This window comes from Paenibacillus nanensis (genome assembly GCF_003583765.1).
GTDB classification, from domain to species: domain Bacteria; phylum Bacillota; class Bacilli; order Paenibacillales; family Paenibacillaceae; genus Pristimantibacillus; species Pristimantibacillus nanensis.
In genome coordinates this window covers 88631-112113 of the sequence record NZ_QXQA01000017.1, presented here as the reverse complement: position 1 = coordinate 112113, position 23483 = coordinate 88631, and the positions used below count along the sequence as shown (strand labels likewise).

General features: G+C 52.9%; 26 protein-coding genes. 17 read left to right on the top strand and 9 right to left on the bottom strand.

What is annotated here, in order from left to right; all coding sequences use genetic code 11:
- Positions 1-6 precede the first annotated feature (6 nt).
- The 4 genes from D3P08_RS22270 (at position 7) to D3P08_RS22255 (ending at position 4649) form a co-directional block, all read left to right on the top strand.
- The gene (locus D3P08_RS22270) at positions 7-1524 is read left to right on the top strand and encodes a sugar ABC transporter ATP-binding protein (RefSeq protein WP_119602327.1); all 1518 of its coding nucleotides are present in this window, start codon (positions 7-9) and stop codon (positions 1522-1524) included.
- On the top strand, positions 1521-2546 hold the full coding sequence (locus D3P08_RS22265) for an ABC transporter permease (protein ID WP_119602326.1): 1026 nt from the start codon (positions 1521-1523) through the stop codon (positions 2544-2546). The genes D3P08_RS22270 and D3P08_RS22265 overlap by 4 nt, the downstream gene beginning before the upstream one ends.
- Positions 2539-3507 carry a galactofuranose ABC transporter, permease protein YjfF gene (yjfF, locus tag D3P08_RS22260; RefSeq protein ID WP_119602325.1) on the top strand — a complete coding sequence of 323 codons (969 nt, stop codon included), beginning with the start codon at positions 2539-2541 and terminating at the stop codon, positions 3505-3507. Before D3P08_RS22265 ends, yjfF begins: the two co-directional genes overlap by 8 nt.
- A gap of 74 nt (positions 3508-3581) precedes the next feature.
- Entirely contained in the window at positions 3582-4649 is a 1068-nt protein-coding gene (locus tag D3P08_RS22255; RefSeq protein WP_119602324.1) for an ABC transporter substrate-binding protein, read from the top strand.
- Positions 4650-4696: 47 nt separating this feature from the next.
- Here the strand turns inward: D3P08_RS22255 and D3P08_RS22250 are convergent, their stop codons facing one another.
- On the bottom strand, positions 4697-6769 hold the full coding sequence (locus D3P08_RS22250) for a class I SAM-dependent methyltransferase (protein WP_119602323.1): 2073 nt from the start codon (positions 6767-6769) through the stop codon (positions 4697-4699).
- A 183-nt stretch (positions 6770-6952) separates the two neighbouring features.
- On the opposite strand from D3P08_RS22250, the gene D3P08_RS22245 reads away from it, so the two are divergent.
- The 3 genes from D3P08_RS22245 (at position 6953) to D3P08_RS22235 (ending at position 9042) form a co-directional block, all read left to right on the top strand.
- A complete protein-coding gene (locus D3P08_RS22245; RefSeq protein ID WP_119602322.1) occupies positions 6953-7402 on the top strand; it encodes a hypothetical protein in 450 nt (149 codons plus the stop codon).
- Positions 7403-7541: 139 nt separating this feature from the next.
- Positions 7542-8117 carry a sigma-70 family RNA polymerase sigma factor gene (locus D3P08_RS22240; protein WP_338068737.1) on the top strand — a complete coding sequence of 192 codons (576 nt, stop codon included), beginning with the start codon at positions 7542-7544 and terminating at the stop codon, positions 8115-8117.
- Entirely contained in the window at positions 8110-9042 is a 933-nt protein-coding gene (locus D3P08_RS22235) for a DUF4871 domain-containing protein (protein WP_119602321.1), read from the top strand. The genes D3P08_RS22240 and D3P08_RS22235 overlap by 8 nt, the downstream gene beginning before the upstream one ends.
- A 37-nt stretch (positions 9043-9079) precedes the next feature.
- On the opposite strand, the gene D3P08_RS22230 is transcribed toward D3P08_RS22235, so the two are convergent.
- On the bottom strand, positions 9080-9490 hold the full coding sequence (locus D3P08_RS22230; protein WP_119602320.1) for a DUF6157 family protein: 411 nt from the start codon (positions 9488-9490) through the stop codon (positions 9080-9082).
- Between the two features lie 240 nt (positions 9491-9730).
- Here D3P08_RS22230 and D3P08_RS22225 point away from each other — a divergent pair, with 240 nt between their 5' ends.
- Complete coding sequence (locus D3P08_RS22225) at positions 9731-10606, top strand: aminoglycoside phosphotransferase family protein (protein ID WP_119602319.1); 876 nt, start codon at positions 9731-9733, stop codon at positions 10604-10606.
- A 76-nt stretch (positions 10607-10682) separates the two neighbouring features.
- Here D3P08_RS22225 and D3P08_RS22220 read toward each other — a convergent pair whose 3' ends face one another.
- Positions 10683-10988, bottom strand: a complete 306-nt coding sequence (locus D3P08_RS22220) for a hypothetical protein (RefSeq protein WP_119602318.1) — start codon at positions 10986-10988, stop codon at positions 10683-10685.
- Between the two features lie 172 nt (positions 10989-11160).
- Between D3P08_RS22220 and D3P08_RS22215 the strand changes: the two genes are divergently transcribed.
- Together D3P08_RS22215 and D3P08_RS22210 are read left to right on the top strand one after the other, a co-directional pair.
- The gene (locus D3P08_RS22215; protein WP_119602317.1) at positions 11161-11772 is read left to right on the top strand and encodes a LysE/ArgO family amino acid transporter; all 612 of its coding nucleotides are present in this window, start codon (positions 11161-11163) and stop codon (positions 11770-11772) included.
- A 138-nt stretch (positions 11773-11910) separates the two neighbouring features.
- A complete protein-coding gene (locus tag D3P08_RS22210; protein ID WP_119602316.1) occupies positions 11911-12117 on the top strand; it encodes a hypothetical protein in 207 nt (68 codons plus the stop codon).
- Between the two features lie 22 nt (positions 12118-12139).
- On the opposite strand, the gene D3P08_RS22205 is transcribed toward D3P08_RS22210, so the two are convergent.
- Positions 12140-12331, bottom strand: coding sequence for a DUF2524 domain-containing protein (locus D3P08_RS22205; RefSeq protein WP_119602315.1), 192 nt, complete (start codon positions 12329-12331; stop codon positions 12140-12142).
- A gap of 154 nt (positions 12332-12485) precedes the next feature.
- Here D3P08_RS22205 and D3P08_RS27420 point away from each other — a divergent pair, with 154 nt between their 5' ends.
- Together D3P08_RS27420 and D3P08_RS22200 are read left to right on the top strand one after the other, a co-directional pair.
- On the top strand, positions 12486-12635 hold the full coding sequence (locus D3P08_RS27420; protein WP_162848569.1) for a hypothetical protein: 150 nt from the start codon (positions 12486-12488) through the stop codon (positions 12633-12635).
- A gap of 72 nt (positions 12636-12707) precedes the next feature.
- Positions 12708-12992 carry a DUF3892 domain-containing protein gene (locus D3P08_RS22200; RefSeq protein WP_119602314.1) on the top strand — a complete coding sequence of 95 codons (285 nt, stop codon included), beginning with the start codon at positions 12708-12710 and terminating at the stop codon, positions 12990-12992.
- A gap of 59 nt (positions 12993-13051) precedes the next feature.
- Here D3P08_RS22200 and D3P08_RS22195 read toward each other — a convergent pair whose 3' ends face one another.
- Positions 13052-13777, bottom strand: a complete 726-nt coding sequence (locus D3P08_RS22195; RefSeq protein ID WP_119602313.1) for an MBL fold metallo-hydrolase — start codon at positions 13775-13777, stop codon at positions 13052-13054.
- 143 nt (positions 13778-13920) lie between these two features.
- Here D3P08_RS22195 and D3P08_RS22190 point away from each other — a divergent pair, with 143 nt between their 5' ends.
- The 3 genes from D3P08_RS22190 (at position 13921) to D3P08_RS22180 (ending at position 15322) form a co-directional block, all read left to right on the top strand.
- Positions 13921-14136 carry a hypothetical protein gene (locus D3P08_RS22190; RefSeq protein WP_119602312.1) on the top strand — a complete coding sequence of 72 codons (216 nt, stop codon included), beginning with the start codon at positions 13921-13923 and terminating at the stop codon, positions 14134-14136.
- A 171-nt stretch (positions 14137-14307) separates the two neighbouring features.
- On the top strand, positions 14308-14886 hold the full coding sequence (locus D3P08_RS22185) for a stalk domain-containing protein (RefSeq protein WP_119602311.1): 579 nt from the start codon (positions 14308-14310) through the stop codon (positions 14884-14886).
- 118 nt (positions 14887-15004) lie between these two features.
- A complete protein-coding gene (locus D3P08_RS22180; RefSeq protein ID WP_119602310.1) occupies positions 15005-15322 on the top strand; it encodes a DUF1292 domain-containing protein in 318 nt (105 codons plus the stop codon).
- Positions 15323-15392: 70 nt separating this feature from the next.
- Here the strand turns inward: D3P08_RS22180 and D3P08_RS22175 are convergent, their stop codons facing one another.
- Entirely contained in the window at positions 15393-15809 is a 417-nt protein-coding gene (locus D3P08_RS22175; protein WP_119602309.1) for a DUF1885 family protein, read from the bottom strand.
- A gap of 63 nt (positions 15810-15872) precedes the next feature.
- Positions 15873-17342: an aminotransferase class I/II-fold pyridoxal phosphate-dependent enzyme gene (locus D3P08_RS22170; RefSeq protein ID WP_119602308.1), complete on the bottom strand. Its 1470-nt coding sequence runs from the start codon at positions 17340-17342 to the stop codon at positions 15873-15875.
- 186 nt (positions 17343-17528) lie between these two features.
- Here D3P08_RS22170 and D3P08_RS22165 point away from each other — a divergent pair, with 186 nt between their 5' ends.
- Positions 17529-18722, top strand: a complete 1194-nt coding sequence (locus D3P08_RS22165; RefSeq protein ID WP_119602307.1) for an MFS transporter — start codon at positions 17529-17531, stop codon at positions 18720-18722.
- A gap of 35 nt (positions 18723-18757) precedes the next feature.
- Here the strand turns inward: D3P08_RS22165 and D3P08_RS22160 are convergent, their stop codons facing one another.
- Entirely contained in the window at positions 18758-19324 is a 567-nt protein-coding gene (locus D3P08_RS22160) for a GNAT family N-acetyltransferase (protein WP_119602306.1), read from the bottom strand.
- 224 nt (positions 19325-19548) lie between these two features.
- Here D3P08_RS22160 and D3P08_RS22155 point away from each other — a divergent pair, with 224 nt between their 5' ends.
- Complete coding sequence (locus D3P08_RS22155) at positions 19549-22575, top strand: efflux RND transporter permease subunit (protein ID WP_119602305.1); 3027 nt, start codon at positions 19549-19551, stop codon at positions 22573-22575.
- Positions 22576-22633: 58 nt separating this feature from the next.
- Here D3P08_RS22155 and D3P08_RS22150 read toward each other — a convergent pair whose 3' ends face one another.
- Positions 22634-23287 (bottom strand): DUF1054 domain-containing protein, encoded by a 654-nt coding sequence (locus D3P08_RS22150; protein ID WP_119602304.1) that lies wholly within the window; start codon positions 23285-23287, stop codon positions 22634-22636.
- Positions 23288-23483: the final 196 nt, after the last annotated feature.

Here is a 23483-nt window from a genome sequence, read left to right as displayed (position 1 = left end):
ATTCCAATGGAAGAACGCCTGCCCATTCTGCAGATGAAAGACATCTATAAGCAATTTCCCGGTGTCAAAGCGTTGTCGGGCGTACAATTCCGCTTGTTTCCCGGCGAGGTTCACGCTTTGATGGGTGAGAACGGAGCCGGCAAATCGACGCTGATTAAAGTGTTAACTGGCGTCTATGCGATTGACCGCGGCTACGTGGAGCTGGAGCAGAAGCGAATCCAGATCCAAAGTCCACAGGATGCGCAAGCTGCGGGGATCAGTACGGTTTATCAGGAAGTGAACTTATGTCCGAATTTATCCGTAGCGGAAAATATATTTATCGGCAGGGAGCCGCGACGGCTCGGCCGTATTTTGTGGAAGGAATTGAACCGCGCCGCCGCCAAGCTGCTGGAGGAGCGCATGAATCTGTCCATCGACGTGTCGCAGCCGCTTCATTCGTACCCGATCGCCATTCAGCAATTGGTCGCAATCGCTAGAGCGCTTAATATTTCGGCGAAGGTGCTCATTCTCGACGAACCGACCTCCAGCCTCGACAGAGGTGAAGTGCGCCAGCTGTTCGACGTCATGAACAAGCTGAAGCGTGAAGGGCTTGCGATTCTTTTCGTCACGCACTTCCTTGATCAAGTTTATGAAATATCCGATCGAATAACCATTCTCCGGGGCGGAGAATTTGTAGGGGAGTATGCGGCCTCCGCGCTGCCCCGTATAGAACTCGTCTCCAAGATGATCGGCAAGGAGCTGGAGCTGCTTGAAGAGCTGCCGAAGCTGCAAGCGGAAGCAGGCGATGAAGGCGGCGAGATCGTGCTGGAAGCAAGGTCGCTTGGCCGTAAGGGAGCGGTTGAGCCGTTCGATCTGTCGATCCGCAAAGGCGAAATCGTTGGGCTCGCGGGCCTGCTCGGCTCCGGCAGAACGGAAACGGCCAGACTGCTCTTCGGAGCGGACCGCGCCGATCAAGGCACGCTGCGGATCGGAGATACCGGATCCGTGCATACGCCAAGACAAGCCATTGATCAAGGGATCGCTTTCTGTTCGGAGGACCGGAAGGGCGAGGGCATTATCGATGATTTGACGATCCGTGAAAATATTGTGCTGGCGCTCCAGGCTTCCCAAGGCTGGTTCCGAACCATATCGAAGAAGCGCCAATCGGAAATCGCGGAGCAATTCATTGAGGCGCTGAACATCAACCCGCCTAACCCGGATCAGCTGATCAAAAATTTAAGCGGCGGCAATCAACAGAAGGTGCTGCTGGCCAGATGGCTGCTGACCGATCCCAAGCTGCTTATCCTCGATGAACCGACAAGGGGCATCGATATCGGGGCTAAGGCGGAAATCCAGAAGCTGGTCATGTCTTTGTCCGAGAAAGGAATGTCCGTCTTGTTCATTTCATCGGAGCTTGAAGAAGTGCTCCGCGTCAGCGATCGCATCGCCGTTCTTCGCGACCGGAGAAAGGTGAAGGAAATGTCGGGCGATGAGATGAGCGAGCAGCTTGTGTTGAAGGCGATAGCCGGAGGAGGAGAAGGATGAAGCATCATTTGTTTTGGCCGCTGACGGTGCTGGCTTTGCTGCTGTTGTTTAATTTGCTATACGATCCGTCGTTTTTTTCGATCAAAATTAGGGACGGCCATCTTTACGGCACGTTGATCGATATTTTGAACTTCGGCGCGCCGCTCATGCTGGTTGCGATCGGCATGACGCTCGTCATTGCGACCAAAGGCATTGATCTGTCTGTCGGATCAATTGTGGCGATAACCGGCGCGATGGCTTGCTTGACGATAAGCAAAGGTGCGGATCAGAACGCCCTTGGCCTTGTGCTGACGGCTGTTGGCTTGTCCCTTGCGCTCTCTCTGGCGCTGGGGCTGTGGAATGGCTTTCTCGTTGCAGGCGTCGGCATTCAGCCGATTATCGCCACTTTAATTCTAATGGTTGCCGGACGCGGCATCGCGCAGCTGATTACGAGCGGTCAGATCATTACGGTGACCAGCGACCGCTATGAGTATATCGGAGCGGGCGCGCTGTTTACACTGCCGTTCTCGATCTTTATCGTCGCGGCGGTATTCGCGGCCGCATCGCTCTTGACGCGTAAGACGGCGATCGGCATGTTCATTGAAGCGGTCGGCAACAAGCCGGTGGCAAGCCGCTTAGCGGGCATCCGCTCGAGGTCGGTCGTCATCGCGGTGTATCTGTTCTGCGGGTTATGCGCGGGGATAGCAGGTCTTATCCTCAGCTCGAACGTTTCGAGCGCGGACGGAAACAACGCGGGCCTCTGGTATGAGCTGGACGCAATATTAGCGGTAGTCATCGGCGGTACTTCGCTGAACGGCGGCCGGTTTTATTTGGCGGGTACGGTGATCGGGGCGCTAATTATCCAGACGCTGACTACGACGATATATATGACCGGCGTGCCGCCGGAAATTACCCTTGTTGTGAAGGCGTTCGTCGTGCTTGTCGTCTGCCTGATTCAGTCCGAGTCGTTCCGGAAAACGCTTACTCACAGATGGAAGACCCGCCGATATCCAGCCGAAAAGGAGCTGACCCGTCATGCTTAAACGCCAGCACATGCCCATCGTTGTGACGGTCGCCTTGTTCATTCTTATCTTCATCGCCGGCTCCTTCCGCTACACCGGCTTTTTCTCGGCGCAGGTTCTGCTTAATTTGCTGATCGACAACGCCTTTCTGTTGATTGTCGCGATCGGCATGACATTTGTTATCGTATCTGGCGGCATCGACTTATCCGTTGGTTCCGTCATCGCTTTGACGACCATGATCTCTGCCACGCTGCTGCAGGACGGATGGCCGGCCGGGGTCGTCATTCCGCTCGTTCTCTTCATTGGTGCCGTGTTCGGCGCGGGGATGGGGGCAATCATTCATTATTTTAAAATCCAGCCTTTTATCGTGACGCTGGCGGGCATGTTCCTTGCGAGAGGGCTATGTTACGTAATCAGCACGAATACGATTACGATTACCGACCCCTTTTATACGTCAGTCGCGCAAACGAAGGTTTCGCTGCCCGGGGGAACCTTTATTTCGATCAGCGTGCTGATCGCGCTCCTTGTGTTCGCGGCGGCGTTCTATTTGGCGCACTATACGAGGTTTGGCCGCAATACGTATGCGCTTGGCGGCAGTGAGCAGTCCGCGGTGCTGATGGGATTGCCGGTCGCGCGCACAAAAGTCGGCGTTTATATGTTCAGCGGTTTCTGCTCTGCATTAGGCGGTGTCGTCTTTACGTTCTACATGCTCTCCGGATACGGCCTGCATGCGATCGGAATGGAGCTGGACGCGATCGCGGCGGTCGTTATCGGGGGCACGCTCCTGACAGGCGGCTTTGGCTATGTGGCCGGCACGTTGTTCGGCGTTTTGATTCAGGGCGTTATTCAGACGATCATCAGCTTCGAAGGGACGCTTAGCTCCTGGTGGACACGAATCGTAATCGGACTCCTCTTGTTCTTATTTATTGTGCTTCAGAAGCTGTTCAGCAGCAGGCAGCTGCTCCAAAAGCGTCGCGCATAGCGGAAAGAGGGAAACGGCGTAAGGACGTCGAATTCCCTCTTTCATCCATTTATTCGCGATTGGAAGGGGAACGCATGGGAAGAGCATTTGTCAATAACGAAGGCAGGGCGGCTGGATTTGTTGTTTTGGCGCTGCTGTTGCTGTTAAGCATCCTCGGCTGCGAGGCGTCACAATCGCCTGGTGCAGCAACAGTTGAAGCCGTAAGGCCGGAGCAGTCTTCGGCGGCCGTTATCCAGACGGGAGATACGGAACCGTTGAATCGGCAAGTGAAGCTGGGCTTCTCTCAGCTGGGTTCCGAAAGCGATTGGCGGCTGGCGAATACGAAGTCGATAGAGGAGGCTGCGAAGGAGGCGGGCATCGAGCTGCTGTTCAAAAATGCGGAGCAATCGCAGGAGAAGCAGTTCGAAGCTGTCCGTTCGTTTATAAAGGAGGGGGTTGATGTGATAGCCATCGCTCCGGTAGTCGAGACTGGCTGGGAGCCGATCCTGCGCGAGGTGCAGGAAGCGGGCATTCCGCTGCTTATCCTTGACCGGAAGATGGAGCTGACCGATCAATCGCTCTATGTCTCGTTCATAGGCTCCGACTTTTACGAGGAAGGGCGGATGGCGGGACGATTTTTACTGGATAAAATGCGGGACCAGCCCGGCGAGATCCGAATCGCGGAACTGCGGGGAACCGAAGGGGCTTCTCCATCCATCGATAGAGGAACGGGCTTTCGAGACGCCATCAAAGAAAGAGCCGAGCTAACGATCTATGCAAGCGAGCCGGCCGATTTCACGCAAGAAAGAGGCAAAGAGGTCATGAGGTCTTTCTTGCAATCATACGGTGACGAAATCGATGTTCTGTTTGCGCATAACGACGATATGGCGCTTGGTGCGATCGAAGCGGTCGAGGAGCACGGCCTTCGGCCGGGAAAGGATATCATAATTATTTCGGTAGACGGTACCCGGCAGGCCTTTGAAATGATGGTGGAAGGCAAAATTAACGCGGTGGTGGAGTGCAATCCGATGCTCGGCCCGAATGTGATGCAGGCGGTGCTGGAGCTGATGGAAGGACGCACGCTGCCGAAACGAATCATTACGCCGGAGCGGATTTATACGGAAGTGACAGCGGAGAGAGAAGTAGCGAATCGGAAATATTAACGAATTCCGATAGAAGAAGCCTGTTGAGATGTCTCAACAGGCTTCTTCTAGTTCTTCTCGACGACGAGCAGGCAAGTGCTGTCAGGCAGCGGCACTTCGGCTCCGTTATCATCCATGAAACGAATTTTTTCGGCCAGTGCTTCCGTGTAACCCGCTTGGAGATAAGCGCGGCTGACGACGATGCGCGCCTTGCCGCCGAATAGCTTTACGATGCAGTTCTCATAAGCGGAGAGCGTGAAGCAGCCGAACTGCTCCTGCACTTCATGCACGTACGCTTCCTCGCCCCAAGTGTACGTATAGAGAAACTCCATCGCGTCGTTGACCGGCATTTGCGCTTCCTGGTCGCTAAGCTTCTCGTATCGGATCGTCCGGCCTTTAAAGTCTCGGGCATAACGCTCCAGCCAGCTCATCCCGTCTTCGCGCAGGAAACGGATACGCCGCATGCCGTCCGGCTCCGTCATGACGCCGTCCCTGATCAGGATCCGGCCGCCTGGCTTCAAGATTTCGAAAGCGCTGACCAGAGCCGCTTCGATCGTTCTGACGTTGAACTTGGAACCCTCGAATGGGATATAGGAGTAAAGCTCGTGGAGGATGGAAGAAAAAATAACGGTATCTACGCTTTCCGGTCCGAGCAGCTCCTGCAAGCGGAGCGCATCCCCTTGCTTGACTTCCCAGCGCCTGTTCTCCAGCTGCTTCTTGCGGTTCAGCGCCTCAACTACGTTGGAGGCAATGTCGATGCCGATCGGCTCCGTCCCGGGGCGTTCCTCCTCCAGCAGATCAAGCAGCACGCCGCCGCCCGGCCCGATATCGACGACTTTAGTCCCGACAACGTAATCCAGCAGTACCCGCTTGTAATCGGCCGAGCTGTTCATATCAGCCAAGTAGTCGGCTTCGTTATGGAAGCGGTCGTAAGCGTCCCTGCGCAAATCAAACAGGTCGAACAGCATAAGAACCGCATGCTCGTATAACGCCGATTTTTCGGCTTCGACGCAGAATTCGATCAGCTTTTCGGCGGCCGGCGAAAAGACGAACTCGAAGAAGACGGTGTCCGAAGCCGGTTCGCCGGCCTCCAGCGCAACCCGAAGATGCTCGCCTTGCCGCAGCAACCAGCCTTCTTGCTGCTGCCATGACAGCTCGCGCAAATATTTTTCGATAATGCGCAGCTTGTAGACGTTTACCTTTTTGACGCCGCGGTAATCGTAATACATCGCTCTCATCAGCCTCTCGAAGCTGATGTGCCTAGCCTGCCGGATGATCGGATCGGTTGCGGTTAGAGCCATTATTTTCAGAAAATCTTCCAGCGCGAAATCCTGCGTAGCCGGCTCGGCGTACCAGAATGTCTTATGCTGCAGCGAATCGAACCGACCGCTGAGATTATTCTCTCTCGTAAGGGAATCGAACGTCTCGTCGAACGCTTCTCCTCGCGAGGCCGCGACGGCGCGCATCCGTCTGAACCGGTCGCAAAGCGTTTCCTCCTGCGCTCCACCTTGCTGCGCAATGGCCGAAATAATCGTTTGCGCCTCCGGCTTCACAGACTCCCACAGCTCATCGGATACGGCGCCGATGACACAATGATTGAGCGCGAGGAGCAGCCTCTCCAGCTCATCTGGCGTCAAGGCGCCCGTCCTGACAAGCTCGTACAGCATAATGCCATCCGAAGCGGGAACTTCGCCGCGGATTTGCTGGCCGACTAGGCCGTGCGCTTCGATCAGACAGCGAACGACGGCTTGCCTGCTGCCCGCCGCTCCAAGGCCATATGTCCGTTCATAAAGCTGAGCCGACCCGACGTTGTGAACGTGAACGTTGACGCCTTCGCCCTGCCAGCGGAGCCGTTCGCGCGCTGTTCCGCCTTTTGCCGCTTCCGACCAGCAGAGCACCTCCTCCAGAAGCTCCTTCATCCAAAACGATAGCCGCTGCGCATCCAATAACCGCAAGCTCCGTTCCACATAATCAAGCACCAGATTCGCGTCGGAAAGCTCCTTAAGCGATTTCATCCGCTCGACGTTTACGACACGCTCCTCAGCGCTGGTCAGGTAGAGAAGCCAAGGATGCTCGGACAGCGAGGCCGGCGACAACCGATTCATTCGATAGGCCTCAATTAATGCAAGGGTATGCAGCATAGTTGCCTCCTACTTTAATCAATAATTGCTAGATAACGGCGTTATCATTCTTCCATCACCCTATCACTTGGAAGGAGAAGGAGTCAACAAGTGCTCCCAAAAGGTTATTGGTCGTCCGGTCGTACCGAAACGAAACATTTTGGTCCTAAAAGGCGTCAAGTGTTGGTAAAAGGGGGAATGAACATGCGTATTATCGTGCTGATTGCCATTGCTTTTATGCTGTCTGCTTGCCAGGCGGAGTCGGAAATGCCGCCGGAGCCACCTATCCCTGCCGTCGAGGTAAACGGCGAAAAGATTCATGTGCTGCAGAGCTCCTATTGCTGGACTTCCAGCTGCGCGGATTATGCCGCGCCGGAAGAAAGATTGCGGGATGAACCAAAGGCGGTCGTACCGGCAGAAGCAGCCATACAATTTAGCTTCGATGGCAAACAGCCGGACGAGGTCACTGCGACTTCCTTCCATAATGGAAAGCGTTCACAGGCGGCCGTGTCGGGCCACGCTTTTTCGGCGCCTTCGGAAGAGGGGGTTTACTACTATAGTCTCTCAGCCGTATGGTGGGCAGATAAAGAGAACCGGATTACGAATGGCTCATCCTCTTACGTATTCGCGCTCGAGGTTACCGCTAAGGAGTAACACGAAGTCATAGGAGTTAGACGGACACTTCCGCGTCCACTGGCGCGAGGGTGTTCGTTTTTTATTTATACCTATAAAATAGTAGTAAAAAGGAACCAACCTGCCGCTTGCGGTGTCTACTTCATAGAGGTGAACAGTTGTGGAGGAGCAAAAAAAGCATTACCTGCATCACTTGTCTCCCGGCTTTGACCGGTCCGCCGTATTGGAGGATCTCATGTCGGTATATGGCAACGATGTGTGGCATTTCGCTTATGTGCTGACGCGCAGACGAGACGCTGCGGACGATATTGCACAGGACGTGTTCATAGCCGCTTTTAACCGAATGTACGGTTTCCGGGGAGAGGCTAGCGTGAAGAGCTGGCTGCTCGCCATCACACGCAATAAGTCGCTCAATTATTTGCGCAGCTCGTTTGTTCGCAAGGTCGTGCCATGGGATATATTCACTTTACGGGGCAAAAGTCAGGAAGCGGCCGTTTCAGCGGAGCAAGCTGCCATGGATAAAGCGGCGTCACGAAATCTATGGGACCAGGTCCTGTCGCTGCCGGTCAAGCATCGCGAAGTGCTCATTCTAGCCTACCACTACGAGCTGTCGGTCGAGGAAATAGCGGAAGCGCTGGGACTCTCATCCGGCACGGTCAAATCCAGGCTGTTCAGAGCGAGACAGAAAATGTCGGAGCTGCTTGAAGCAAGAGAAGGGAGGGATATCCATGCGTGATGACCGTATGGATTGGGAACACCGATTGAAGGAGCCGCCTTTCATGGAGCCGATGTTCACGGAGAAGCTGCGGACGAACGTGAGACGCAGGCTGACCGAGTCGCAACGCGGTCCCGCTCGCTCATTTCGCGGTATTCGCGGTGCAGGCGGCCTGCTGGCCGCATTCGTATGCCTTGGCCTCGTTATTTTTTGGTCGGCCTCGGCATTTCAGCCGGCCGCGCCAGTTCCAGAGCTCAGACCGTCGTATTATAAGGATGGGAACCTGCTGCTGCAGGTGTTCCCCGATCCGGAGCTGAAGGCAGGACGATCGTACGGTTATATTTTTTCGTTTGCGGAGTTGGGGTTCGAGGCGGTAAATAAAACAATGGCGATCGAGGCGGTGCATCTCGCGACGGGGCGGCGCGAAACGGTCGTGAAGCCGTATGTGCTGACACCGGAGGTGCTGGCGGGAATAAGCTTTGCCCGATACACGGCCTTTTCCGCAATGCCCCTTGAGGGGTATTGGCGGTATGAGGTGCTGCTCGACGGCGAGCTTTACGCGGATGTCATCCTTGATGTCGGCGAGCCTTCTTGGGAAGCGACCGGCACGTTCGATGCCGGAAGCTACAAGATGACCGGCATTGACGGGAAGGTCGGATTTATAGATCCCGGCTTTGTCGCCGGTCAGCCTAACAAATATATGTGGCACTTCTGGGGCAATGAGGAGGAGCTGGACGGCCGATTTGAGGTGCTGGCCGTGAAGCAGGGCAGTATGGAGCTAGTTCCAGTGTTCGAGGCTGACAGTCTGGGAGGAGAGAATAACGGGGCAAATCGGCATTTGCCAAGCAGTATGATACTCCCTGAGCCAGGGCACTGGAGGTTACTCCCTTATGTGAACGGAAAGCTGATCGACAGTATTGTGGTGGAAGTGGAAAAAGGCACCTGACAAAGGTGCCCTTTTCTTTTCTAATGAAAAGTCCACACTAGGCTTTGCTCGAGCGCATCGCTTTTACACGTTTAATGTTTGCGTCAGTCAGGAAAGCCTTGTACTCATCTGATTCCATAGCGTAAAGGGCAACCTTTCCGTTCTGATCGTGATGGATTCCCCACCCGTAACGCTTTCCCAGCGATGATGTGCGAAGACAAGCTTGTCCTTTAGAGAAAAAAGCTTCCCGCGACGCTTGTTTTTCCTGATCGGGGATATGATTGCGCGCAGCAAAAACTTCGAATAATACATCTTCTTGCGTATAGCGGTATGGATGGTTCGCGATCATCTCATATTGAAGAACCGGTACGGTTATCGACTCTCCTTTTGCTTTGGGGATTTCCGCCTTGGATACGGGACAGTCCTCGGCTACTTCAATAAATACGTTATAGTGGTTATGATCTTTCATCTTTCTCCCTCCCGATTATTTTTGATCATCGCTCAATCCAGCCCGATTTAGGCTTCAATTCTATTATTATACATAACCTAGCAGTTTTTTACACGCAGCTGCGCGGTTTTTCCGGTCACTCCGATGTCAAAGCGTCAAGGTTTTTTATAAGTGTTTAATCCTTTGATATGGCAGAAGCAGGTTGTTATGATTTTGTAAGGAGAAGTTCCATCCATTCTCTTTGCAGAAGGGGCGAAAGATATGGTTGAAATAACCGCAGAAGTGGTACGACAGTTAATCGACAGCCAATTTCCGGAGTGGAGGGGATTGGAGATTGTGCCTGTAGAAAAGAGCGGACACGATAACCGCACTTACCGGCTGGGAAGCGAACTTACGGTTCGTCTGCCGAGTCATGAACGATACGCTTCGGCTGTTGAGAAAGAACAGATCTGGCTCCCGATTTTTAAGCCGCTGCTGTCCTTGCCCATTCCGGTTCCGGTTGCAAAAGGCGAGCCGACGGGACAATATCCCTTGCCTTGGTCCGTCAACCGATGGATAGAAGGCGAAACCGTCACCCATGCCAATGTTCGCGATGTAAACGGATTTGCCGAAGACCTCGCGGGCTTTTTGAAGGAACTGCAAGCGATCGATGCAAGCAGCGGCATGCCGGCGGGCGTTCAAAACTTTCATCGCGGAGGAAGCTTAGCGGTATACGATCCGGATACAAGAGCTGTCATTGACAACATATCCGGCCTTTACGATAAAACGCTCTTAACGGAAATATGGGAGCTTGCCTTGTCGACGAACTTCCAATCGGCACCGCTGTGGCTGCACGGTGACGTGGCAGTAGGCAATCTGCTTGTGCGTAATGGGCGGTTATGCGGGGTCATTGACTTCGGAACGATGGGCGTCGGCGATCCTTCAAGCGACCTCGTTATGGCATGGAATTTTTTTGATGATGAAAGCCGCGGCATATTTCTGAACGGCATGAACGTTGACCAGGATACGGTAGATCGCGCGCGCGGCTGGGCCTTGTGGAAAGCGCTCATCACCTATGCGTGGAATGAACCGGGCTCGGAGCTTTCGAATTGGGGAAAGCGTGTTATCGATGTTATTATTCAAGACTATAAATCGTAATAATCCAGGGGAGGGACGGTATGAAGCGGTACGCAAGTAGACAGCTCAGCGGAATTGTGAAGGGAAAGCGTACGGACTAATCGCCGCCTCCGCCGTCTCCCCCGGAGCTGCCGCCGCTGTCACCGCCGAAGCCTCCGCCGTTGTCGCTGCTCCCGCTGTCATTATCTCCTCCGCCCCAATCGTCAGAACGGTGATGGCGATCATCGCTATCGTAATCTCTGTCTCTATGGTCGGAGCTGTGAGGATAGTGGCTGCTTCCGATAAAACCGCTGTCGGAGCCGCTCCCGTGCCGAGATTTGCCCGAAGGACCAGACTTTCCTATCAAGCTGGATAATAACCCGAAACCAACAATAACGATAAAGATCACAATAAAAGTTTCCATCTTCATTTTGCCTCCCATCTTTTTCCATCTTACTCGAGTAAACGAAAGCTGGCAATTGGAAAACAGTGGTAACCAACGAAGCATATTATTTTATTTTCAATAGGTTAGGTGAAACATCCATCTCATTTTCGTACAATGAAGAGAAATGTGTTGGGGAGAAGGAAGTGCGGAAATGCTATTTCTTAAAGGAATGCTGCTGGATTTGTCCATCGCGGCGCCTGTCGGTCCGATCGGATTATGGTGCATGAGACAAACACTTCGTTACGGCAAAAGATATGGATTTGTTTCGGGGTTAGGAGCAGCGGCGGCAGATGCGGCCTACGGCTTGACAGCGGCTCTGGGCTTGTCAATCGTAACGCAGTTTCTGCTTCGCCACTCAGCCTGGATTCAACTGACAGGCGCTATGTTTATAATCTACCTTGCATACAAAACGTTGAAGTCGCCTGTTCAAACGGATTGTTCGGATGGACCTGCAAAGCATGCAAGTCTTCCTCAAGCCTTTCTAACGACCTTCTTTCTTACCTTAACGAATCCAATGACGATTCTGTCATTCATCGCGATTTTTGCGGGAATGGGAGCAGGGTGGGCGGGCCAATCGCCGCTGTTGCTTGTGGTAGGGGTATTCGCGGGATCTGCGGTTTGGTGGCTGCTGCTAGCTTATTTGGTCGGATGGCTGAGAGAACGGCTTAACGCCAAATTGATGCGGTCTATTCAAATCGGTGCGGGATTGGTTTTGTTCGGTTTCGGAGCCTACAGCCTGCTAAACGTCATTTCACCATTATGATCTGCCGTTCAGTCCTTAAAGCGATTAAACATTAATAGGATAAATCGTTTAAGGCGCCCAATTGGTAAAATGCCCACTCCATTTCTGCCTAATTGAATAGACTGCTATCATCATAGAACGATGGGCAGGGAACGAAGGATGGCGAAATCCGGCGACGATAACGGCAAGTTTTTTTCCGCGGATGACCTGGCCTTGTTGGCTGCTGTTGTCGTAGTCATCGGCGATATACTCGCATTATGGGCCGTCATTGCGGCAAGACAAGAGGATGGGGAAGATGAGGAAGACGAATCATTGGCTGCCGTTCAAAGCTCGAGGGGGAAGCGCAGGAAGAAAAAGTCTTCGTAGCGCTTCCTTTAGATTCGAATAGCTATTCGGTGTCTTGCGTTAAATCGCATTTATTTTGTATAAATTTGATTTGATTCCGAAGATGATTGACTTGGTCCTGCCATTGCTTTGTTTTTTCCTGTGTCCCGTTTTCCAATGCTTCTAATTGGCTCATGAGCTCCGGCAAATCGGTTGAAGCGTTCGCGCAGTCGTACTGGCTGTTCAATTGCGTCATCCATTTCATCTCCTTATCCATAATCGCTAAGCCAGGGGTCAGATTACTCCGATACGTAGTGTTTGTAACGGGAAACAGAATATGCGCGCCATCGGATAGACTATTTTTTCCCTTTCCCGCATAGAAGGATAGAAAGGGCGGAGGAGGCGATCTAATGGCTGAGTATTATGCGTTCTTGGCAATCTGGGTTCTCGGCTTGTTCGGCTTAATTGGCGTTTGCGTCGGATTATTGGCGAAGCTCCTTACACATGATTCCAAGGCTTATGACGAAGCCTTTGTATGGATGCGCAAGATCAAAGATTAATGGAATAGAAGCGCAGGTCCCATGACATACTAAGCTTGGCTTTAATATTTTTGGGCCAAGGAGGGTATCAGCATGAATACATTCGACAATAGTCAGCTTGGTCAAACCGGAAACAACCTTCAGAACGGAGATACGAGAGAGCGAATCGTTGCGGTGCAAAAAAACGGGGACGGCGATTTAACCGCGTTCAAAACGTCTTCCGGCCGTGAGCTCGATTACACGACTGCGCTGCAGGAAGTGCAGGCGGGACGTATCGCCGGGGTTAACGCTTTCAAAGGCAGAGACGGAGAAACCTATATCCGAGGCGACGCGGATGGCGACCCGACCAATAATTTAGACAATTTGCCTATGTTCTAGGCAACATAACAAACCGGCACTTCAGCCTAAAAAGCTGAGCGTGCCGGTTTTTTTTGCGGTTAAATATCGTACCGCTTGCGCTGCTCGACGAAACGCATTCGGCCGGTTTTGCCTTTATATTGTTCCATCGCATCTCCGTAATGCATCAGCCAAGTCTTCTCTTGGATCGCTTCCGGCAGCGTCAGCAGCTGCTCCAGGCTCGCATGCACGACGCCGGGCGATTCCAACTGACAGTCGTGGTAGATCGTTTCGATTCCTTCATCCACTAACGCCTGCAGCAGATTACTATCAAATTTCATATCTGCGGAGTAAAAAAAACGCTCATTGAAAACAAAAGAGAAGCTCGCTTTTCCGGCAATATGTTTCGTCTGGATAAGCCGCACGTTTAGTCCTTTAGCCAGCTCGTAGGTCTCGCCGGCTTTCAGCGGCCGCACCTCGAAAAAGTCCGATAAGCTGTTTAAGCTCTCCTGCGTCAAGCCGCCGCGCAGCGTAGATTCCCAAATCGGCTGCACCAGCTCCTCCGCAATGTACAGCACCGGCTTGCGTTGGTAGCGGAACATCATCTGGAAAGCCAGCTCCTCAAGCCCCCCGACATGATCGCCGTGAATATGACTGATAAGTACAGCGTCGAGCTGAGCGAAATCGAGTCCGGCTTCATGCAGCGCTTTAGGCAATGTGATGCCGCAGTCCACCAGCAGGCGGAAGCCATTCGCTTCAATTAGAGCGTTATTGTTGTCATATCGCTTCGCGAACGCGCTCCCGGTTCCGATCATTGTAATTTGCATGTTGTCCCATCGCTCCTTCTGCATAGGGTTCGTTAAAACCAATGTAACAAAATTTTTGGTCGAAAGCGAATTTTAGAAGCACAATGGCCTATTCAGGCATACAATGTCACAGCTAAGCAGCAAGTGAAAAGGAGATGGCGGGCATGAGCAAAAGCAAAGGCGCAAAAGGGAAAGCGGCGAAAGGCAAGCAACAGCTTCCAAGCGAGCGGAAGCAAGCGTATTATAAGCTGGTGCTTTCGAGCACATGCGAGGTGTGTAAAACGCCATGCGCAAAAGGGATGCGCTACTATGCAAAGATGCAGGAGCCTGGCGCAGTAGGTAAAGGCGTACCTTGTCCTTTAACCAAATCGTACGGGTAATTGCCCGAAATCAGGTAAAACATTTCCCAGGCAAGCGCACATTTCAACAGCATTTGACAATCAGCCAATCATTTGATCTCAGCAAAAAATATTTTCCTGTCCAACGCAACTTTGTGAAGCAGCAGGAGTATAACCTTACATCCAGAATAACGGATGGGGGTTATTGCAGCTATGAAATTCAGGAAGGTAGCGATATGGCTGGTGCTGCTAAGCTTGTGCGGAGGCACGATCATATTTGCTAGTGACGCTGCTCAGAGAGTTAGGGTCATATTGAATGGCAGCAGCCTAGACGAAAGCGGCGTTATTATAGACGGTAAAACGTATTTGCCGCTTCGAGAGCTTGTGAGCTCGATGCATGCGATTGTCGATTGGGACAATGCCAATAAACGGGCGACGATCTATAAACCGAATGTACATATGTTCCTCTACAATAAAGGAAACAGTCCATTTGGCGTTGTCGAGAAGGGCTTCCAAGGAAAAATCAAGGTGTTCTCGCAGATCGATAATTTGCAGACCAAGATCGATTCGGTCAAAATCGCAATGGTCGATCCTTATGGCAAAGAAAAGACGATTCAGTCTAAAAATGTCGCTTCCGAAATGAAAGACAAAGATATTTTCTGGTTTGTATCCGAGGAATTCGATTATAAATTTGAATTCGCCGGTCAATATACGCTTCGCTTTTATTTAAAGATGGAAGGCTCGGACGAATGGTCGGTTGTATCCGAGAAGCAAATTCCGTCCAGAACTTAATCGCGTAAATGAAAAGACGGACCCCGATGAATAGCGGGGTCTTTCGTTTGACCGCAAATAGCCCGACATGGTACGATGGGCTCGTAGCATTTTAACTAATTGAAATGGGGTAACAAACATGAGCGAGCATAACCATGAGCACGGCGAGAATTGCGGTTGTGGACATGATCATGAGCATGAAGAGCATGTGTTTATCGTAACAAACGATGAAGGCGAAGAGCGCGAGATGGTAATGGTCTACACCTTCGAATCCGAAGATAATGTATATGCAGTCCTGCTTGATCGTCAGGATCCTGAGCAAGACGGCGTTATTTTCCGCATTGAAGAAGAGAACGAAGAAGCGTTCCTGGTCGGCATCGAGGACGACGAGGAATGGGACCGCGTAGCCGCGATCTACGAAGAAATCGCTCGCACGGAGAACGAAGGTAAAGAATAATCCCGTTTTTCATGTGACATGACGAGGGGCCCCCTGAACGGCAGCAATGCCGGACCGGGAGCCCCTTTTCTTATTTTCTCGGATTGTAGTAGACCGTTCTGCCGTTAAACATCGTGAGCTCAGCAAGCCATGACTTGGCGATGTACTTGCACAGCTCGTTCGCCTTAGATTTGTCGCCGTGCGTGGATTCGTCGGGAAGCACGACCTGGACGCATTTTGCGGGTTCCCCGCTTACGCTGGCCGTTTCACCGATTCCCATAATGATGTGTTTGTATTGCGACGTGATGCCTTTCAAGTAGAACCACCGCTCATCCCCTTTGGATTCGATCGTATAGGGGAACGCGGCTCTCTCGTAATCCCAGCCGAGCTGCTCGCCGGTTCGAGAGGTTTGTTCACGGTAACGGTGAAGCGCATCCTGGACGTCCTGAAGCGTTATATCTTGGTTTTTGGAGCCTGCAACCAGCTTAATATAAGCACTCTGACTCATCGCCAAACACCTCCAGCGTCATCTTAACATGGGCTGGAATTGTTTACAACTGATTGAGCGCATTTAGGAAATCGCCGATTCTTCCACGATTACTTTGACGAATTCGATGCTGCGGTCTTCAGGTCCCTTCACCGGAAGGCCGACCTCTACATGATCGACGATGTAATCGATATTTTTTTGCGAGATGACTTCGCCCGGGAGCAGGATCGGAATGCCCGGCGGATAAACATAAATAAACTCCGCGATAATGCGGCCTGCGGATTCCTTGAACGGGATAACCTCCGTTTCACCGTAAAAAGCGTCGCGCGGCGTAAGCGAAAGCTGAGGGATATCCGGAATTTTCACAACAAGCTCTCTCGATTCAGCGCCTTCATAGAAAGCCTCGGATAAGCCTTTCAGCGCCTCCACTAATTTTGCGACGGTGTCATAGGTATCGCCAGGCGTAACTAAGCAAAGAATGTTATACATGTCGCTTAGTTCGATTTCTACGTTATAATGCTCGCGGAGCCAATTCTCGGTTTCGTAGCCGGTAATGCCGAGATGGCGGACATGAACGGTAACTTTGGTCGGATCATAGTCGTAGGTCGCCTCGTCGCCGAGAATATCTTCGCCGAAGCAGTACAGACCCGGAATTTCATTAATTTGCTGCCGGGCGCTGTGCGCAAGCGCGATGGCTCTCTCCGCGATATCACGGCCGTTTAAGGCCAAATTGCGGCGGGAAGTATCCAGCGACGCAAGCAAGATATAAGAAGTGGACGTCGTCGTCAGCATGCTGATCACGGTTTGGACGCGCTGCGGATTAATAAGCCCTTTGCGGACGTTGAGCACAGAGCTTTGCGTCATCGAACCGCCAAGCTTATGCACGCTTGTCGCCGCCATATCGGCGCCGGCTTGCATCGCCGACATCGGCAGCTTGTCGTGGAAGTGAATAAGCACGCCATGCGCTTCGTCGACCAATACCGGTATATCGTAGCTGTGGACGAGATCTACGATTTCTTTCAAATTCGCGCAAATGCCGAAGTAAGTCGGGTTGATGACCAGCACCGCTTTCGCGTCCGGATGCTTCTCCAGCGCTTTGCGTACCGAGCGGGTCGTAATGCCGTGGTCAATGCCGAGCTTGTTATCGCGCGCCGGCGAGATGAAGACAGGTCTGGCGCCCGCGAAAATAATGGCGGACATGACCGATTTATGTACGTTGCGCGGAACGATAATTTTATCGCCGGGCACGCAAACCGACATGATCATGGTCATGATGGCGCCGCTGGTGCCTTGTACCGAGAAATACGTGTAATCGGAACCGAAAGCGTCCGCGGCAAGCTTCTGAGCTTCCTCGATTACGCCCGTCGGCTGATGCAGGTCATCAAGAGGCGCTATATTTATGAGATCGATCGACATCGCGTTGTCGCCGATAAATTCACGAAACTCGGAGTCGCTTCCTATGCCTTTCTTGTGTCCCGGGATGTGGAATTGAACGGGATTCTGCTCCGCGTGCTTGCGAAGCGCAGTGAAGAGCGGGGTTTTTGTATGGTCCATCGCTATCATCCCTGCCTTTCATGAGATGTACAAACAAAGTAGAGTATAACAAAAACAAGGGGGAATGCAAGCGGATTATTCGCCGCTTCGATAGGCGGCAAAGCCGCTTAAAGCATTTGTTCTTGAATTGTTCAAACATGGCTTGTTTCAACTTATGGTACGATAGTTTGGTGGAGGGATCTCAGCATGAAAGATACACGTCTTGCCATTGTTATGGCGATACTAATGATTACGTTTATAGGGTTCGGCATTATCATCCCGGTTATGCCGGAAATTATTCAAGAAGCGGATCCTAGCGGCGCGGAGCTGCACACGGGGAGGATGCTGGCGCTCTACTCGGCGATTTCCTTTATTCTGTCTCCGTTCTGGGGCACTTGGTCGGACAGGCTCGGCAGGAGACCGATTATTTTGACCGGACTTATCGGTTTCTCGGCGAGCTTCCTGCTATTCGGACTCGCGGGGGATAATCTGACGCTTATGTATTTGTCCCGCGCGCTAGGCGGATTATTTTCGGGAGCGGTCGCCTCCGTTATCGTCGCTTATGTCGCGGATATTACGCCGCCCGATCAGCGGACAAAGGGAATGGGGCTCGTCGGGATGTCCATCGGACTGGGCTTTACGTTAGGCCCTGGCTTCGGCGGCTTGCTCAGCGTCATATCGCTGCAGACGCCGTTCTATGCGGCTTCTGCGTTAGCCCTGATCACCTTTGCGCTTGCTTCTTGGAAGCTGAAGGAATCGCTTCCTCCGGAGAAGCGCAGAAAGACGAGCGAGAAGCGGGTTTCCCGCTGGACCGCTTTCCAAGGTCCGCTCAAATATTTGTACGTGCTCGCGTTTTTTGTAACGTTTACGCTTGCCGGCATGGAGGCGACGCTTCAGTTCTTCGGGATGAAACGGTTCGACGTAACGCCGCTTCAAGTCGGTCTGCTCTTTTTTGTATGCGGCTTAGTCGGGGCGCTAGTGCAAGGCGGCGTTGTCAGACGGAGAATTAAAAAAGGCGAGGAGACCAAGTACATCGTGATCGGATTGATCGTATCGGCGCTAGGATTTTTCCTGCTGCTGTTCGCGCATTCTTTATGGTGGGCGATCATGTCGCTTGCGATTTTCGGGATCGGCAACGCGCTCATCCGCCCTTGCGTCACTTCGCTCATTACGCAAAAAACAAAAGTCGGCCAGGGCGTCGCGTCGGGACTCAGCTCGTCGATGGACAGCCTGGGAAGAATCGCGGGGCCGCTGCTGGGATCGATGCTGTTTACGGTGCAGCTTGGATTGCCGTATTTGATCGGCGGCATCCTGTGCGTGGCGGCTCTGCTGCTCGTCCTGCAGTTCCGGCGGCTGGACGCAAAGGAGCAAGGGCAGCAGGCTCTAACGAACGAATCCTAATAGAAAGACGCGAAGCGGCCGGCTTCGCGTCTTTTTTAGCTGCGCTGCAGCATTCCGAGAAGGCGCCGCTCCGCTTCGGGCCACTCCTCGTCCAAGATGCTGTACACGACATAATCGAGCCCATTGTATTTTTTTCGCAGCACGCCTTCCTTTTTCGCCCCGAGACGTTCGATTGCGGCCTGCGACCTGCTATGCGTCGTCGTTGTAATCAATTCGACGCGGACTGCTTTCCATGTCTCGAACGCGTTTTTCAGAAGCAAATATTTGCACTCCGTATTGACCATCGTTCGCCACACGTCAGGCGTATACCAGGTCCACCCGATATTTAAATTCCGATTGGGCTTCGATATTCTTAAGTACCGGGTTGTCCCGACCAATCGATCCAGCTTCTTGTCATACACCGCATACGGAAACGACTCGCCGCTCTCTCTCGCGGTTAATGCCGCCTGTACAAAATCCCGCATTTCCGTCTCGTTATGAATGGTTAGAGGGAGGTTCTCCCATATAAGCGGCGATCTTGAACATTCGAATAATGCTTCAGCATGCTCGAGCTTAAGGGGCTGTAACCGCACACGTTCGCCTACCAAACTCGCAAAATCCATTTCGTCACCCCTGTCATTGATTGGTCGGCAGCTTAGACTCCTTCCCAATTCGACGTCCTCCTATGGTTTCCTTCTCCTTGGACGCTGCCCGTCTTAAGTCGTAGACGTCTTCCGCCTTGCGATGAGGTTGAAATACAGACCTCAGACGTTTTTCCGAGCTTCTTCCAGCCTTTATGATGGGATAGACAAAGAGACTAAGTGGATAAGGAGCTTGAGAGAAAGTGATGAACAAAGTGACAGAATGGTCATTCCGGAACAAAGCGGCCATCATCTTGCTGGTCGTAATGGCGCTCGCAATGGGCGCGATGAGTTATTTTAGGCTGCCGATGGAGTTTCTGCCTTCCGCGGATAATCCGCAGGTCGTCATTACCGCGATCGGCCAAGGCAGCAGCGCCGGCGCAATGGAGAAGCAGGTAACGAACCCGCTGGAGGAAGCGGTTATGTTCGTCAAAGGGAAAACGTCGATGTTCTCGACAACGGGAGACGGCTATTCGCAAGTCACCGTCAATTTCGATTCCAAGACAAATATGAAGGAAGCGAAAACGGAGATCGAAAGCGCGATTGCGGGAGTGCCGCTGCCTTCGAATGTGATGAAGCCGTTTGTGACGCAGCTAAATACGTCGATGATTCCGATCGGCTGGGTGTCCGTTTCATTGGAGGAAGAGCTAAGCAGACAGGAGAAGGAAGCGAAGCTCGATCTCATCGTGAGCGAACTGAAGGCGATCGAAGGCGCGGGTCAAATTTCCGTCTCCGGCCGTTCTGAGACAATCGTTACCGTGCAGCCTGACGCCGAAAAGCTTCAAACAGCTGGGGTGCCCGTTCAATCGTTAATGGGCGTGCTGCAAGGAAGAGGCGTCTCCGCCTCGCTTGGCGCGCAAATCGTTGACGGAGCAGCCGCCAATGTAAATCTGGTCGATGACATTACGGATATGGAGACGTTAAAATCGCTGCCTGTAGCGCCTGGCGTAACGCTGGCGGACGTAGCGGACGTGCAAGTGAGCAGCAATCAGGAAAGCGTAAGCCGAATGAACGGCAAAGACGCTGTCATGATGACGGTCTCCAAAGCTGCTGACGCAAACGCCGTCGCGGTCGGGGAGCGAATTGAAGAGAAGGTGGCTGAATTGAACGAAAGCGATTCGGCGGTTGAGGCGGATGTGCTGATCAGCACGTCGGAATCCGTCGTGCAATCCGTGAACAGCATGCTGCGCGAGGTGCTGCTTGGCGCGCTTTTCGCGACGATCGTCATTCTGCTCTTCATGCGGAATGTGAAAGCGACGCTTGTTACGATCGTGTCCATTCCGCTGTCGCTCGGCATTACGCTCTATCTGCTGCAGCTGTCCGGCGTATCGCTTAACATTATTACGCTCGGCGGCGTTGCGGTTGCCGTTGGACGTCTGGTCGACGATAGTATCGTCGTTATCGAAAATATATACCGCAGACTGCAGCGCGAATCGTTTTCGGTTAAGCTGGTGACGGACGCGACGAAGGAAGTGGCGTCTGCGATTACGTCCTCGACGATCGTTACGGTTGCCGTGTTCCTGCCGATGGGATTGCTGCGAGGCTCCCTTCAAGACTTCCTGCTGCCTTTCGCCTTGACGGTTACGTATTCGCTCCTAGCGTCGCTCGTCGTCGCCCTGACCGTCGTGCCGCTCCTAAGCGCCATCCTGCTGAAAGGAACGAAGGAAGCGGGGCACAAAGGCTCGCCACGCTTCTCGGCATTCGTTGCCTGGTGCTTGAAGCATAAATGGCTCCCGCTTACCCTCTCCGTTGTGCTGCTGATCGGTTCCGTCGGCGCTTACATCGCCATGCCGAAAGGCGCGCTTGATTCATCGAGCGCGGAGAATGTCAGCGTCGAGATGCAGTTCCCCAGCGACGCGCCATATGAGGAAGTGTTGAAGGGCGGAGAGACGCTCGAGCGCTTCATAACGGAACGTGATGACGTAGAGTGGGTCATGATGACGCTGGGCAACAGCTCGGAAAATGCGGAGTTCGGGTCGATCGTATCGCCTACTCTCGTGAGCTACATCGTCGATATGAAGGAAGGCGCGGACGCGGAAAGCTTCATGGAGGCGGTGCGCGGGCAAAAAGCTCAGTTCAGCGATGCGGACCTGCAGGCGAACGCCGTAGATTTGATGATGGGCGGAGGCTCTTCTACGATCTATATGGATGTTACGGGCGAGGATGAAGAAATGCTGTCGGAGGCGGCCCGGAAAGCCGCAGACGCGGTCTCGGGCATCGATGGCGTGCTGAAAGTAGAAAGCAATCAGGAAGAAATGAAGCCCGTCTACACGTTTGAGCTGGATCCGGAGCTGGCGAGAGGCGAAGAAGTCGCGATGCAATTGCATAGCTTATTGAATCCGATGCCGATCGGCCAGATCAAGGTGGAGGGCGAAGAGACGCCGGTTATGCTTCAGCCTGTCGCAAGTCCGGGCTCGGAAGCGGAGCTTGCCGGATTAACGGTCATGACGGACGCGGGTCCGAAAGCCGTCACGGATATTGCGAAGCTGACGAAAACGGAGCAAGCCGCGCTTGCTTATCATAAAGACGGGGAGACGTACATTCGCGTGACGGCGAGCGCCGATCCGAAAAAGCTGTCCGTTGTGGGAGACGAAATAACGAAAGCGATTGACGGCATCGAGCTTCCGGACGGAGTGGAAATTTTGGTAGGCGGGGCGTCTGCGGAGCAAATGGAGGATTTCGCGGATTTAGGAATGACCGCGCTTATTTCCATCGGCATTGTTTATCTGATCATGGTGCTCACGTTCAAAACATTACGAGCGCCGCTGGCCATCATGATTTCGCTTCCGCTGGCCGCAATCGGCGCGGTAACGGGTCTTCTCGTATCCGGCGTAACGCCCGACTTTACGGCGATGTTCGGCGCGCTCATGCTGATCGGCATCGTCGTAACGAACGCGATCGTGCTGATCGACCGCGTGAAGCAGAACGAACAGACGATGAGCGTGCGCGACGCGCTTGTCGAAGCGGCGGCAACCAGAATGCGGCCGATCGTGATGACGGCGCTGGCCACGATCTGCGCGATGCTTCCGCTCGTGTTCGGAAGCCATGAATCGGGCAGCATCGTCTCGCAAAGCCTTGCGATCGTAGTGATCGGCGGTCTGGCGGCTGCGACGCTCCTGACGCTGATTATCGTGCCGTGCGTCTATGAGCTGCTGTTCTTCCGCAAGTCGCGGAAGGAAAGAAAGGCGCAAATGACACAAGGCTCAGCTGAAGCTGCCGTTGCATTGGAGTAGAAAAGAGAAGGCCTTGCTCGCGGATTTGCGATCCGCGAACAAGGCCTTCGTTTTCGTGCTAATAGGAACATGCAAGCCTGTAGATCGGCATAAGCTGTTCGTAAGTCGCTGCCGCGAACTGAAGCAAAGCATCGCCATTGTGAAGCAGCGGATCGTCGGCCTTGATGTGGCGGCCGATCAGAAGCTCCGCCTTTTGCACGTCGCGGAACCGGATGAGAGCCGCTTCCCAGTCCGTATCCGACATGTCGCGGACGTTCGAGCAATCTTTTTTCATATGATCCATAGACAGCACATAATCTTGCGGTACGGCGGCGGTCAGCTCGTCCAGATTGTTCAGTAAGCCTGCGGCGATGTTCTTTTTGTTCGGCACCTCGTAGATGAGAGCAAGCCACAGGAACAGGTGGTCGTCGAACAAGCCCAACTGGAAATGGGGATACGCTTTATAGCCTCGCTTGTTATCGCAGATCGCAAGCCAAGTATCCTTGGGCGGATTCACCTTGCGGCGCGCGTGCCTGGCGATATGCAGAAACATCTCTTTGCCTGCCAGCGGCGCAAGCTCCGCTGTCAATCGTTCTCCAATCCCGCGGAATTTAGGCTGGATCAGCGTTTGAATGCCTTGCATGCGTTCCTCAAGTCCTTGCAGCTGGAATACTTCAAAATCCGCTGATGTAAAGCCCGCTAACGCGGACGGTGTAGTAGAAGTTATCGTCATCGGAATACTCCTTCGCCTAATCTTGATGAGAGGTAATATCAATTTAGAATGATTATAACATAGACGACCTGTTTTTGTTCACCCGTTTTTTAGGCGGGTTTAACAAAGGGCGGCAATCTCGGAAAATTAGTCAATAATCCAAGTTGCCAGAACATATGATGGAGTATAAGATATTGATAAGAACAAATTTTCAGAA